Source organism: Eggerthella hominis (assembly GCF_014287365.1).
In the GTDB taxonomy this organism is placed as follows: domain Bacteria; phylum Actinomycetota; class Coriobacteriia; order Coriobacteriales; family Eggerthellaceae; genus Eggerthella; species Eggerthella guodeyinii.
Window position 1 is genome coordinate 692,151 of the sequence record NZ_JACOOA010000001.1, and the last position, 13,086, is coordinate 705,236.

The window sequence follows — 13,086 nt, forward strand, 5'->3', positions numbered from 1 at the left end:
GATGAAGAAGCACATGATAACCGCTGCCCTCGTAGCCGTGATGGCGATGGGTTTGGGCACGGTGGCCGGCTGCAGCCAGGAGGCGCCGAAGGAGAACGTCAACGCGGACGTGCCGGCCGGCGCCCCGCCGCTGATGCCGACGAGCCACGACGGCCGCTTCGAGAGCCTCGGCGCGGCGGGCTGCTACGGCTGCCACGGCGCGAACGAGCAGGCCAACCCCATGCTGGCCGACGCGGTCGCCCTGCCTGACGACCACTACGCCGGCGGCGACGCGGGCTCCCTGGAAATGGACCCGACGCACGAGCAGTGCATCACCTGCCACGCGCAGGCGTAAGAGAACGAGGCCTACCCGGCGGACGGAGCACCGCGCGTCCGCCCTCCCTCCTCGCCCGCCCCTTCCTCGGAGGGGGCGGGCCCTCCGAGGAATCGATGAACGAAGGTGAGGAACCCATCATGGTCATTTCGAGTTTGGTCGTGGAAACGATCCCCGAGCGCACCGACGACGTGGCGCAGGAGCTCGCGCGGCGCGAGGGCGTCGAAGTGCACGAGACGAACGGATACAAGGTCGTCGTCACCATCGAAGCCGAGACCGTGGACGATTCGCACGAGATCGCGAGCGGCTTCATCGGCATCGAGGGCGTCATCGGCATCAACCTCGTCTACGCGAATTTCGAGGACGACCCCACGCTCGCCAAGGCCGGTACGCGATGAGCGACGCTCCGAACGCTCCGCGCACGTTGCGTTGGTCCTGGCTGCGCCACACGGTGCAGGCGGCGGCGTTGGTGCTGTTCGCCGCGCCGGTGATCGCGGTCGGCTGGGGCCTGTTCGGGACGTCCGTCGGCGGCGACGACGCCGTGGCCGCCCCTGCCGACCTCCCCTTCTTCGGCAGCCTGTCCTCCTCTTCCATCGGAGGCTTCGAGATTCTCGACCCCTTCGGGACCCTGCAGGTGGCCGCCGCCTCCAAGACGTTCGAGCTCGATTGGCTGCTGGCCGCGCTGCCGGTGCTCGTCGTGTACGGGCTGATCAGGGGTCGGGCGTTCTGCGGATGGGTGTGCCCGGTCAACCTGCTGCTGGAGATCGTGGACGCCGTGCGGCGCAAGCTGCGCATCGAGGTGCGGGAGATGCCGGTGCCGCGCCACGCGAAGCTGTGGATTGCGCTGGCGGTGCTCGCGCTGTCGGCGCTGACCAGCGTGCCGGTGTTCGAAGCGTTCTCGCCCATCAGCGCCATCAACAAGGGCATCCTGTTCGGCGCCGTGACGGGCGTGTGGGTGCTGCTGGCCATCGTGCTGGCGGAGCTGTTCTGGGGCCACCGCGTGTGGTGCCGCGCGCTGTGCCCGCTCGGCGGCTTCTACGAAGCGCTCGGGCACGTGGGCCAGGTGAACGTCAAGTTCGACCGCAGCGCGTGCATCCGCTGCGACGCGTGCAAGCGCTCGTGCCTGTCCGACCCCGCCATCCTCGACCCGGTGCTCACCGAGCGCGACGTGATCGTGCGCGCGGGCGACTGCATGGCCTGCGGATCGTGCATCGACGCCTGCCCCACGCGCGCCCTGTCGTTCACCCTGGGACGCGCCGCGAAGCCGAAGGCGAGCGCCGAGAAGTAGCCGGTGCCGTCTTCGGTGGGCCGCGCGGCTTCGCGGCTTACCGAAGACGGCACCGGGAAGGGCGGCTACACGTTCAGCAGCTTGTGCCGGAGGGCGTAGTCCACGAGGTCGGCACGGGTCTTGAGGCCGAGCTTCTGGTATATCTTCGAGCGGTGGGCCTCCACGGTCTTCACCGAGAGGAATATCTGCTCGGAGATCTCCTTGTTCGTGAAGCCCTTCGCCAGAAGCTGCAGGATCTCCAGCTCGCGGTTCGACAGCTGCTGGTAGGAGCGGTCCTCCTCCTCGCCTCCCGTCACGAGCTGCTTGGTGAGCAGCGCCGTCATCTTCGGGTGGATGTAGCTGCCGCCCTCGGCCACCGCATGGACGGCCGCGATCAGCTCCTCGGACGACGAGTTCTTCAGCACGTAGCCCGCAGCTCCCCCGCGCAGCGTGTAGAACAGGTACTCCGGCTCGGCGAACATCGTGAGGATGACCACCTTCGTGCCGGGGAAGTCCTTCGCGATCTTCTCGCAGGCCACCAGGCCGCTTTGCCCCGGCGGCATGGAGATGTCCATGAGCAGGATGTCGGGCTTCTCGCGCGCCACGATGGCGTAGGCCTGCGCGCCGTCGGCCGCCTCGGCCACCACGCGCACGTCGGGATCCTGCTCCAAGATCATCCTGAAGCCCGCGCGCACCACCTCGTGGTCGTCTGCCAGCATTACGCGGATCATGCGTCCACCTCCTTGCCTTCCACCACGTGCATCGGCGCGACCAGCGTCACCCTCGTGCCGTGCTCGTCGGATTCCATCGTGAGGGTGGCGCCGATGACGCTCGCGCGCTCCTGCATGCCCACGAGGCCGCAGCCGCTCCCCTTGATCTCGGGCTGCTCGGTGTCGAAGCCGCAGCCGTAGTCGACGACGCCCACGTGCAGCCATCCGGCCGAGTCCTCGAGCTTCACGACCACCTTCTCCGAGCCCGAGTACTTGCAGGCGTTCAGGATGGCCTCCTGGCAGATGCGGTACGCCTGCGTCTCGAGCGCCTGGTCGAAGCGGTCGCGCGACAGGCTGCCCTCGAACACGATCTCGCTGCCGTACGTGCGCTCGAACACGGCCGCCTGCGAGCGCAGGGCCGCCACGAACCCCAGGTGGTCGAGGGCCGACGGGCGCAGCTCCACCGAGATGTTGTGCAGCTCGTCGAGCACGCGGTCCAGGTCGTTGTTGGCCTCCGCGAGCAGGTCGGCGCCCTCGGCGTCCACGTGCGCGCAGAGGCGCTTGAACACGAACGACAGCGTGAGCAGCTCCTGGGCGATGCCGTCGTGCAGCTCGCGCGAGATGCGCTTGCGCTCGTCCTCCTGCGCGGCGATGACGCGCGAGAGCTCCGAGCGGATGAAGATGGGGTTCTTCTGGTTGTCGGAGCGCTTCTCGGCCGCGATGCTCTCGAAGTCCATGAAGTCGCTCGTCACCACCCTCAGGCCGCACAGCGTGTCGCCCAATCCCTCGATGAGCCGGTGGAACGCCGCCTCGTGCTGGTCGCTGGCGGTGCGGAAGGCGCACAGCAGCACGGCCACCACGCGCCCGTCGCGCGTGAGGGGCAGCGCGCAGAAGCTGTGCAGGTCCTCGGCGAACACGATGGGGTACGACGAGTACTCGCGCGGGTCGATCTCCTCGTCGATGTTGGTGAACATCATGGGCTTGCCCGCCTTGATGGTGATGCCGCCGATGCCGTGCCCGGGCGCGAGCACGATGCGGCGGTGGCGCTCGCCGGTGGCGCCCGCGCTGTAGACCCACTTGAGCGGCGCGCCGATGAAGGCCGTCAGGCCGATGGACACGAAATCGAACCCGTACCGATCCTTGATGTCGTTCACCGTCCGCGCGTACGTCTCGCACCCGCCCGCCAGTTCCCGCTCGCTGAAATTGGACGCTCCCACCGCGTCTCCCCCGTTTCCGTCGCCGAACCGCTCGTTCGCTTGTCGACGTCCCATTATCCCCTACTTCGCCCCGATTTGCACGGGACGCCTTGCCGTGCGCCTCACCGACGCGCGTAATCCGCCATGCGGCAGGCGCCTGCCGCACCGACCTCCCTGATCAGAGGCTCGTTCTCGTCGGTGATGCCGCCCAGCGCGAACACCGGCACGTGCGCGCGCCGCACCGTCGCGCGCAGGAAGGGCAGCCCCCGCGCCGCCGTCGCCGGCTTGCACGAGGGGGCGAACACGGGGCTCGCGACGAGCGCGTCGGCCCCGAGCGCCTCGGCCTCGTCCGCCTCCTCGGCCTCGTGGACGTTCGTGCCCACCCAGGCGAACCCGTCCGGGCGCCCCTGCGCGCGCAGCAGCGGCAGCGGCAGGTGCACGGCCGCGCACCCGATGCGGCGCGCCGCGTCCACCTGCGTATGCGCGGCGAACGCAACGCCGCAGCGGGCGCAGGCGGCGGCCACCTCGGCCGCGAGGCGCGCGTACGCATCGGCGTCGAGGTCCTTCTCGCGCAGGATGACCGCGTCGACGGCGCCCGCTGCGGCGAGGAGCTCCACCTGTTGCGGCAGCGGGCGCGCGCAGCTCAGGCGGTCGGTGACGAAGATGCGCGCGAACGACGGGGTCCGGAGACCGGGCTCACAGGCGCACATAGTCGTTCATCACCGGCTCGAGGCCGGCCGCGCGCAGGGCGGCGCGCACCTGGGACACGTCGCGGCCGTCGGCGATCTCGAACTGGTCGTCGCCCGCCTCCTCCTCGCTCGCGTGCTCGCCGACGCCCGTGGACACCCCGGCCGATATCTTCGTGGCGGCGATGCCCATGACCTCGTCGCGGAAGCCCGCGCGCTCGCGCGACGAGATGGTGATGCCCGCCTGCGGCAGCAGCAGGCGGTAGGCGCACATCACCTGCAGAAGCTGGCGCTCGCCCACGTCGCGCGGCCCCAGCGATCCGTTCCCGACGATGGGGCGCAGGCGCGGGCACGACAGCGACAGCTCGGCGTGCGGGTAGGCGCGCTGCAGCAGCCACGCGTGCAGGCCGCAGGCGAGCGCGTCGCGCCGGAAGTCGCCCAGGCCCAACAGGGCGCCGAACGCCGCGCCCCGCATGCCGCCCCTCAGCGCGCGCTCCTGGGCGTTCGCGCGGTACGGGAACACGCGCTTGCGCCCCGCCAGGTGGAGCTTGCCGTAGAGCGCGGGGTCGTACGTCTCCTGGAACACCGTGACGTAGTCGACGCCGCATGCGTGCAGGTAGGCGTATTCGTCCTCGTTCATCGGGTACACCTCCACGCCCACCATGCGGAAGCGCTCGGCGGCCAGCTTGCACGCCTCGCCGATGTAGGCGACGTCGGTGCGCGCGCGATCCTCGCCCGTGAGCAGCAGGATCTCCTCGAGGCCGGTCGCCGCGATCGCGTCGAGCTCGGCGACGATGCCGGGAGCGTCGAGGCGCGCGCGGCAGATGTCGTTGTCGCGGTTGAACCCGCAGTACACGCAGTGGTTGTCGCAGTAGTTCGCCAGGTACAGCGGCGTGAACAGGTACGCGGTGCTGCCGAACCAGCGCCGGCGCGCGGCGCGGGCGGCGGCGGCCAGCTCCTCCAGCATCGGCTCGGCGGCCGGCGACAGCAGCGCGCCGAAGCCCTCGGGCGAAAGGCGGTCGGCCGCGAGCGCGGCGCGCACGTCGGCCTGCCCCACGGCGTCGAAGTCGAACGCCGCCGCGCGGTCGAGCAGCTCGCCGAGCACGGGCGAGTCGGTGACGTCCATGTCGGGAAGGTAGGCCAAGGGATCGATGCCGCGGTCGCGCGCCACGTCCGCCGGGTCCACGGCGTCGAGGCGCGGGAAGCGCGGGGCGCTTGCGATGTCCATGCGCGCCCCCTAGTCCGCGAGGAACCCGGTGAGGGGCGAGGAGGCCTCGGCGCGGTCGAGCACGCGCCCCATGCCGGCGAGGTAGCCCGCGCGGCCCGCCTCCACGGCGCGCTTGAACGCGGCCGCCATGAGGGGCACGTCACCCGCCGTGGCCACCGCGGTGTTCGCCATGACCGCGGCCGCGCCCAGCTCCATGGCCTCGCACGCCTGCGACGGCCGGCCGATGCCCGCGTCCACGATGACGGGCACGTCCACCTCCTCGACGATGATCTTGATGAAGTCGCGCGCCGCCAGGCCCTTGTTCGAGCCGATGGGCGCCGCCAGCGGCATGACGGCCGCCGCGCCCGCCCGCACGAGGTCGCGCGCGCAGACGAGGTCGGGGAACATGTAGGGCAGCACGACGAAGCCCTCCTCGGCCAGCAGCGCCGTGGCCCGCACGGTTTCGGCGTTGTCGGGCATGAGGTAGGCCGCATCGCGGATGACCTCCACCTTCACGAAGTCGCCGCAGCCCATCGCCCGGGCCAGCCGCGCGATGCGCACCGCCTCCTCGGCCGTGCGCGCCCCCGACGTGTTCGGCAGCAGCGTCACGCTTTCGGGGATGGCGTCGAGGATGCTCTCGTCCTGCCCCGTGTTCGCGCGGCGCACGGCCAGCGTGACGATCTGCGCGCCCGCGTCGCGCACCGCCGCCTCCACGAGGTCGAGGTTGAACTTCCCCGACCCCAGGATGAAGCGCGAGGTGAACGTGCGGCCGCCGAGCGACCAGGTGTCCGGTTCGTATGCCATGGCTATCCCTTCCCGGCCGCCTCCGCGGCCCGTTTCGCGTATGTCGTCACGTTTCTTCGAGTCCCAGCACGAGGCGCACCGCGACGAGCGCCTGCTGCGCGGCGCACAGGGCGACCCGCGGCGCGAACAGCGCGGCGTCCGCCACGTCGGTCGCGCCGTCGCCGCACACGTACAGCCGCCGTCCCGCCCGGCGCGTGACCACGGCGTCGGCCGGGCCCGCGCCCGCCATGCCGCTCCCCGCGATCACCACGGTGTCCGGCGTTTCCGCCAGCAGCGCGTTCACGAGGTCGGCCTTGCACGCGGGGTCGTCGAAGGCCTCGCACACGATGCGCTCGCCCGCGAACAGCGCCGCCGCGTTGCCGGCGTCCACGCGCACGCGGTCGAGCGCCAGCTCGATGCCCGGCTCGATGCGCCGCAGCTGCTCGGCGAGCGCCTCGGTCTTCGGTCGGCCGAGGTGCTCGCGGAAGTAGTGCTGGCGGTTCAGGTTGCCCTCGTCCACGCGGTCGAAGTCCACGAGGTGCAGCGCGCCCACCCCCGAGCGCGCCAGCATGACGGCGATGTGCGACCCCAGGCCGCCGAGCCCCGCCACGCCCACGCGCGCCGCCGCCAGCCTCGCGCGCGCGTCCGCGCCGATGCGACGGTCGAGCGCGTCCATCAGCCGCCTCCCACGAAGCGGACCACCTCGAGCGCGTCGTCCGCCCGCAGCACCGTGGCCGCGTACGCGTCGCGCGGCACGATCCGACCGTTCAGCTCGCATGCCACGCGCGCGGCGTCCACGCCGTCGAGCGCCAGCAGCTCGGCGAGCGTCCCGCCGTCCGCGTCGGGCCGCTCGACCCCGTTCACCTTCGCCACCGCCCCTCCTCTCCGCCCGCCGGCGCATAGCCGCCCTCCGGGCATGAAAAAAGCGCGCACGAAGCAGATCGCACCCGAGGTGGTGCGCCCCTTCGTACGCGCTTGCGTACTCTCACGACGGCTAGGATACCGGACTTCGCCCGCCCCCGCAACGCCCCGCCGGCGAACGGCGGGCGGGGCGCGCCGCCGCGAGGGCGCGAGGACTAACCGGGCGCCACGATGCGGTAGCGGTTCGAAAGGCGCGAGCCGTCTTCGGCGAAGCGCGACTCCACCGTCAGGTAGCCCTTGCGCTTCAGCTCCCGAACGGCCAGCTTGATCGCGTCGTCGCTGTAACCGGACAGCATGCTCATCTGGCGCTTCGACAGGATCGCGCCGCCGCCCTCCGCGGAATGCGCGGCGATCATGCCCATCACGCACATCTGCGCGGGCGACAGGTGCTCCCGGGGGTCGGCCGCTTCGACCCTCATCGGAAACCCCCTCCCCGCATGCGGCGCGCGTCCGCGCCGTCGGGCGGCAGCGGCGGGCGGGGCGCGGCGGACGGGGCGACGTGGCGCCCGCGCAGCGCGGCGAGCTCGGCCTCCAGCGCGCGCGACCGCGCCTGCTCCTGGGCCAGCGCGCGGGCGCTCTCCTTCCTGCGCTGGGCGAGCAAGCCGACGAACCGCTTCACCTGCAGCCCGATGAGGACGGAGAACGGCGCCAGCACGAGCACCACGTAGCCCAGCGGCGACTTGAAGAACTGGAACACGTAGCCCGCCTGGGGGATGCGGAACGCGTACTGCCCCACCACCCGGCTGAACGGCGCGGGATACGCGTCGTCGTCGCCGGTGGTGGTGCCGTAGGTGACGAACGCCCGCTCGCCCTCGTACTCCGTGATCTCGCGGATCTTGTGCGTGAACACCTCGCCGTAGCTGTCGGGGTCGACGGATTCGAACGTCACGATATCGCCCGGCCCCAGCGTGGCGGGATCGACCGCATGCGACACCGCGATGTCGCCCACCTGGAACTCGGACCGCATGGAATCAGACAGCACGACGTAGGGCTTCCACCCCAGCAGGCTGGCCTCTCCCCGTCCCGACGTGAGCGTCGTCGCCACGACGACCGCCGTGAAGCACAGCGCGAGCGCGAAGACGACGCTGGTGACGATGTTTGACAGCATGGTGAAGGTTTTGCGTGCAGACACGGATCTCCTCAGACGATGGAGAGCGGGGGCCGGCGGCGCGCCCCCTGCTCGATTAGCTTGCTGTTCGCCGAACCGCCCCTGGTCGGCGGATGCGGCCCCCTCAACGACGGCCCGCGCTCACTGCACGCCGACGTCGACGCCTGCCGCGCCGGGGGCCGCGTCGAAGCTCACGTTCGAGATCGTCAGATCCTTGACCTCGGTGGCCGGCGGATATGTTTTGTAGTACCCGATGCCCGTGCCCACCCGCGTGATGGAGGCGTCGGAGATATCGAGCTTGCCGCTGTAGCGGATGGTGGGGTTGGCCGCAAGGCCTTCGGCGGTCTTGTCGGTGACGAACGAGCCTCCCCGTATCGTGTCGGAGCTGTAATCGCTCGTGAGCTTCACGGCTGTGCTGTGGCCCGCGTTCACCGTCACGTTGCGCAGAACGGTTTCGCTCGCGCCCGAGCTGATGCCGCAGCTTTGCATCACGGACGAAACCCCGACGTTCACCGTCGCATCGGAGACGCTCAGCGTGCCGCCCGTCCCCGTGCGCTGGATGACCGCTGCGCCCTTTTCGGTGGCGGTGTACGTCCCCCCGTTCACCGTGAGGTTCGCGTTCGCATTTCCGCATACGGCCCAGCCGGCGTCTACGCTCGACGCTAGGGAGAACCCGGTCCCGGCGTTGATCACGACGTTGCCGTTGCTGTTCGCGTAGACGCCGCCTGCGATATGGCCGTCGCCCTCGATGACGAGCGTCTTGCCCGACGCGACGTTGATCGGCTGCGAGCCGCCCGCGACGGTCAAGGTCCTGCCCTGCAGGTCGAGCGCGGCGTCCTCGGCGAACGTCACCGATTCCGTCAACGCCACGTCGGCGGCCAACTCCACGACGCCGCCCTTCGCTGCAGCTACCCTGAGCTCCGCTTCCGACGACACCAGCGCGGGGTACGTCGCCGCAGCGTCGTAGTCCTTGTTGCCGAAACCGTCCGTCTCGTGGGCGAATTGAGCGGCGACCACGTTGATCGTGAAGTCGATGCCCGCGTTCTGGTAGGCGTTGCCCGCCTCCTCGCGCATCTTCACCACGAGGGTGAATGCGTCAGCATCGGCGTACGCGGGATCGCTCGCATTCCCCGCAGGCGCGAGGACGGCGTCGCCCGTCCCCTCCTCATCGGCGGCAAGGCCGGCCAGGGTGCCGATCTTGTTGTCGGCGGTCAGGTCGTCGGCCGTGACGCTTTCAGCCGCCTTGTCGACCTTGTACACGTCGAGGACATCGGCGATGTCGCCGCCGTTGCCCGCTTCCGCAACCGAGAGGTCGGAAACCGAGAAACGGTACTTGAGCCACAGGCTGCCGACGTTCCTCACCGTCACCGCGGCCTTCTGCGACGAGCCCGGCTCCCACAGCACGCCGTCGCCGCTGATAAGCGGCGCGGCGCTGCCGTCGTTCAGCTCGATTTCCAGCGTGCCGGCCTGGATCTTGTTGCCCTTGTTCGCCGCGGTGTCGGTGAACCAGGCGAACGTGAGGCCCAGCAGCAGCGCCGCCGACGCCACGATGAGCGCCACGCTGGCGATGAGCTTTCTGTTGTTGGTCGTTTCCATAGATACTCTTCCCCGTTTCTCCCGAGCGAACCTACGCCAGGACGTCGACGCCGTCGATGATCAGCTTGTTCCCCGACAGATTGTCGTACCGGTGTATCGGGGCGTTCTCGCTGCCGACCGTTTCGCCGTTGTACACGAACGTGCAGCCCGTGCAGGTGACGGTGTTGTCGTTGCTTCGGATGCTCAACAGCGTCTGCGCGTTCGAGTTGGTCTCGACCGCCTCGATGCGGCAATTCAGGAACTCGATCGCGCTGCCGCCGGCATCCTCGTTGATGACGACCGTGGAAAAGCCGTTCGAAGGCCCTTCGGATTTGTCGTTCGTCCCGATGAGCGTGCAGTTCTCGAACGTTGCGCGCGTATTCGGCGACCATGTCTGGAACGCGCACCACCCGTCGAGGACCGTGTTCTTCACGGTCAGGTCGACGTTCTTGTTCTCGCTCGCCACGTTGAGCGCGTACGAGCTTGCGGAGACCGAGCAGTCGTCCATCGTCAAGCGGACCTCGGCATTGCCGTAGAACGACATGCCGCGCGTGTAGGAACCTGAATCCGGCCCCTTGACGTCAACCCCCGAAAGCGTGATGTTGACGGGTTCGCTTGCGTTCGAGACGTCGATGACCCGGTCCGCCCCGTCGGGAACGACGAGCGCGTTGCCGTTGCCCTGTATCACCACGTCGCCTTCGAGCTTCAGCACTTCGCCCAGAACGACGTCCTGCTCCAAAGAGACGCTTTTCCCGCTCTCCAGCGCTTTCTTCAGCCCCTCGCCGTCGGAGACCGGAGCGAAGTCCACGGCGGCATCCTTGTCGTAGTCGCTGTTGCCGAAACCGTCGGCTTCGGAGGGGGCTTGCGTGGCCGTCAACAGGATGTCGAAGTTCGCGACGGCGCCCTGGTACTCGTTGCCCGCTCCGGCGCTCATCTTGAGCACGACGTTCACGGCGTCGCTCGTGGCGCCCGGGGCTAGGTCTCCCTCGGCCAGCGCCTTCGAGCCGTCCGCGAACTCGGCCAGGGTGCCCGCGGGCACGTCGGCGTCGGTCACGGCGCCGTCGTGGTCGAGCACGTACACGTCGATGACGCGCTCGATGCCCTTGCTCTGGCCCATGTCGCCGAACTGGAAGCCCAGCTTGTACTTCACGGCGAGCGTGCCGTCGTTCCTCACGGCCAAAGCGGTGCCGGTCGAATAGCCGGGCTCCCATAGGTTGTGGTCGAACACGGGATCGGACGACCCGCCGATGTCCGCCCCGTTCTCCAGCAGCGCCACCTGCAGCGTGCCGGCCTGGATCTTGTTGCCCCTGTTCGCCGCGGTGTCGGTGAACCAGGCGAACGTGAGGCCCAGCAGCAGCGCCACCGACGCCACGATGAGCGCCGCGCTGGCGATGAGCTTTCTGTTGTTGGTCGTTTCCATAGATACTCTCTTCCTTGTCGCTTCGTTTCGGATGAAGGGCGTCGCCCGCCCTCAATGCGCAATCGCGTATGAGCGCCTCACCCCTCTCCCTCGACGTCCTCCGGGACGGGATCGGCGCTCTGCCCCGCAGGGGCGGGCGGCGATTCCCCCGCATCCGACGCCTCGCCTTGCGCCGCATCGTCCGCAGGGAGCGGGGCGGCGTCGGCGGGATCGTCGCGCGCGCCGGCCCCCTCCGCCGGCTCGGGAGCCTCCTCAAGCGGCGCGACAGCCGGCTCGACGTACCTGACGACGTTGCCCTCGTTCACCACGGCGTCGGTGAGCCAGGCGCGCGTCGTCCCGGTCGCGACCAGCGCCGACGCCGCCAGCAACAGAGCGCTCGCCGCAAGCGCGAGGCGAAGGCCGCGCGGCGCGGCGGCCGTCGAAGGGCTCGCCGAGGCCATCAGAATCCCCCTCCCCCGACGTTCGCGACCTGCACCGCGTCGGCGCAGAGGTCGAACCCGACGCCGCCGCCCTGACGGTCGTCGCCGGCCCCCTCCCGCAGGCGCACCGAGACGGCGAGCGTCTCGGCCTGGCCGGGTTCGAGGATCGTCGGGGACGCGCAGGAGCCGCGGCGCTCCAGCTGCGCCGCGTCGCCCGAGAACAGCACCGCATCGCCGAGGAGCACGGTGAACTCCACCGCATCGGCCGCGTCGCCTTGGAGGTTTTCGAGGTACAGGCAGTAGCGGGCGGCGGCCGTCCCCGTATTGGCGACGACGAGCTCCTCCGTGACGGCCCGGCCCGGCTCCAGCCGCGCCGATCGCTCGGAGAACGCCGGCGCGCCGCCGTTCAGGTCGATGGAGACGGTGCCCGTGTCGAAGACGTTCCCGCGCACGCTGGCGCGCGGCGAGAGCAGCGCCCAGGCGAGCGCGACGACCAGCGAAGCCAGCGCGGCGGCCGCTACCAGGCGGAGCGCCTGCCTGCGCCGGCCCCGCAGCCTCCTCGCGGCGAGGGCCGCCGCCGCGGCGACGCACAGCAGCGCGAGCGCCCCGAGCGCGGCCCCGAGCGCATCGCCCGTCTTCGCCAGAGGTGCCAGTTTCCCCTCGTCGGACGCGTCCACCGACCAATGCAGGTCGACCTGCGCGTGCGCCCCCTGGAACTCGTTGCCCGCCGACGCGCTCAACGACACGGTGACCCGGCAGGCGAGGACGGTCTCCCCCGCGCCGTCGTCCACCCGGAGCGCGGCGGGCTCCCGCGACAGCGCGCTCGCCGGCCCGTCGTACACGACCGCGCCCGCAGCGTCCTCCAGGCGCACGTTCAGGACGTCCGCCAAGCCCCGCTCGTCCGAAACGACCTCGACGGCGAAACGGACGTCGAGGGGTTCCGCGTGCGCCACCTTCACGGCGAAGTCGCGCGACTCCGCGTCGCCGGGAAGCATCCCCGCCACCGAGAACCGCTCGTTCGCCGAGGGGGCGCCCTCGTACAGCTCGACCGACGCGCCCCCGCCCTCGGCGCGCGCCGGCGCCGCCGGGCAGGCCAGCGCCAGGCAGCAGGCCGCGAGCGCCGCGAGGAGCGCCGTTGCAGCGGCCCTCCTCGCGGTTCTGAGCATGCTATGTCGCCGTGTCGGTTCCAGCTCGATCCTTTACCCCGGCGCAGGCACCGACAAGCCAAGCCCCCTCTCGGAGGATTCCGTCTTGCCTATGCGATTTGCGCTTGATGTAGTACCGTCAAGGGTAATGATAGAGCCCCCCCCCCGCAAACAATCGGCATCGGCGTTTCTTACCCCGGGGTAATCTTGATTTTTTCGATCAGGAAGCGCCCGGAGCCCGAATTCGCAGCGCGAAGCGCCTCGTACGCACCGCCCCGCCGGCGAACGGCGGGCGGGGCGCGCCGACGCCTCCCCGGGCGATGCGCCCTGCCGAAG

16 protein-coding genes are annotated in these 13,086 nt (G+C 70.3%); 3 read left to right on the plus strand and 13 right to left on the minus strand.

The window, feature by feature from the left end; translation table 11 throughout:
* Position 1: 1 nt before the first annotated feature.
* The 3 genes from H8S61_RS03055 to H8S61_RS03065 all read left to right on the plus strand — a co-directional run bounded on the left by H8S61_RS03055 (position 2) and on the right by H8S61_RS03065 (position 1,601).
* Positions 2-334: a hypothetical protein gene (locus tag H8S61_RS03055; protein WP_160942343.1), complete on the plus strand. Its 333-nt coding sequence runs from the start codon at positions 2-4 to the stop codon at positions 332-334.
* A 119-nt stretch (positions 335-453) separates the two neighbouring features.
* Positions 454-711 (plus strand): chaperone NapD, encoded by a 258-nt coding sequence (locus H8S61_RS03060; protein ID WP_186937908.1) that lies wholly within the window; start codon positions 454-456, stop codon positions 709-711.
* Complete coding sequence (locus H8S61_RS03065) at positions 708-1,601, plus strand: 4Fe-4S binding protein (protein WP_186937909.1); 894 nt, start codon at positions 708-710, stop codon at positions 1,599-1,601. The genes H8S61_RS03060 and H8S61_RS03065 overlap by 4 nt, the downstream gene beginning before the upstream one ends.
* 65 nt (positions 1,602-1,666) lie before the next feature.
* Here the strand turns inward: H8S61_RS03065 and H8S61_RS03070 are convergent, their stop codons facing one another.
* The 13 genes from H8S61_RS03070 to H8S61_RS03130 form a co-directional block, all read right to left on the minus strand.
* Positions 1,667-2,311, minus strand: a complete 645-nt coding sequence (locus tag H8S61_RS03070) for a response regulator transcription factor (protein WP_154332123.1) — start codon at positions 2,309-2,311, stop codon at positions 1,667-1,669.
* Positions 2,308-3,561 (minus strand): GAF domain-containing sensor histidine kinase, encoded by a 1,254-nt coding sequence (locus tag H8S61_RS03075; RefSeq protein ID WP_222617540.1) that lies wholly within the window; start codon positions 3,559-3,561, stop codon positions 2,308-2,310. Before H8S61_RS03075 ends, H8S61_RS03070 begins: the two co-directional genes overlap by 4 nt.
* A gap of 47 nt (positions 3,562-3,608) precedes the next feature.
* Complete coding sequence (locus H8S61_RS03080; protein WP_186937910.1) at positions 3,609-4,196, minus strand: thiamine phosphate synthase; 588 nt, start codon at positions 4,194-4,196, stop codon at positions 3,609-3,611.
* Complete coding sequence (gene thiH / locus H8S61_RS03085) at positions 4,183-5,400, minus strand: 2-iminoacetate synthase ThiH (RefSeq protein WP_186937911.1); 1,218 nt, start codon at positions 5,398-5,400, stop codon at positions 4,183-4,185. The genes H8S61_RS03080 and thiH overlap by 14 nt, the downstream gene beginning before the upstream one ends.
* Before the next feature lie 9 nt (positions 5,401-5,409).
* Positions 5,410-6,183: a thiazole synthase gene (locus H8S61_RS03090; RefSeq protein WP_160942338.1), complete on the minus strand. Its 774-nt coding sequence runs from the start codon at positions 6,181-6,183 to the stop codon at positions 5,410-5,412.
* A gap of 46 nt (positions 6,184-6,229) precedes the next feature.
* Complete coding sequence (gene thiF / locus H8S61_RS03095) at positions 6,230-6,838, minus strand: sulfur carrier protein ThiS adenylyltransferase ThiF (RefSeq protein ID WP_186937912.1); 609 nt, start codon at positions 6,836-6,838, stop codon at positions 6,230-6,232.
* Positions 6,838-7,035: a sulfur carrier protein ThiS gene (gene thiS, locus H8S61_RS03100; RefSeq protein WP_186937913.1), complete on the minus strand. Its 198-nt coding sequence runs from the start codon at positions 7,033-7,035 to the stop codon at positions 6,838-6,840. Before thiS ends, thiF begins: the two co-directional genes overlap by 1 nt.
* A gap of 203 nt (positions 7,036-7,238) precedes the next feature.
* A complete protein-coding gene (locus H8S61_RS03105; protein ID WP_186937914.1) occupies positions 7,239-7,502 on the minus strand; it encodes a helix-turn-helix domain-containing protein in 264 nt (87 codons plus the stop codon).
* Complete coding sequence (locus H8S61_RS03110) at positions 7,499-8,215, minus strand: signal peptidase I (protein WP_186937915.1); 717 nt, start codon at positions 8,213-8,215, stop codon at positions 7,499-7,501. The genes H8S61_RS03105 and H8S61_RS03110 overlap by 4 nt, the downstream gene beginning before the upstream one ends.
* A 117-nt stretch (positions 8,216-8,332) precedes the next feature.
* Complete coding sequence (locus tag H8S61_RS03115) at positions 8,333-9,787, minus strand: TasA family protein (RefSeq protein ID WP_186937916.1); 1,455 nt, start codon at positions 9,785-9,787, stop codon at positions 8,333-8,335.
* 31 nt (positions 9,788-9,818) lie between these two features.
* Positions 9,819-11,186 (minus strand): M73 family metallopeptidase, encoded by a 1,368-nt coding sequence (locus H8S61_RS03120; protein WP_186937917.1) that lies wholly within the window; start codon positions 11,184-11,186, stop codon positions 9,819-9,821.
* A gap of 77 nt (positions 11,187-11,263) precedes the next feature.
* On the minus strand, positions 11,264-11,626 hold the full coding sequence (locus tag H8S61_RS03125; protein WP_186937918.1) for a hypothetical protein: 363 nt from the start codon (positions 11,624-11,626) through the stop codon (positions 11,264-11,266).
* Complete coding sequence (locus H8S61_RS03130) at positions 11,626-12,771, minus strand: hypothetical protein (protein ID WP_160942330.1); 1,146 nt, start codon at positions 12,769-12,771, stop codon at positions 11,626-11,628. Before H8S61_RS03130 ends, H8S61_RS03125 begins: the two co-directional genes overlap by 1 nt.
* Between the last annotated feature and the right edge of the window lie 315 nt (positions 12,772-13,086).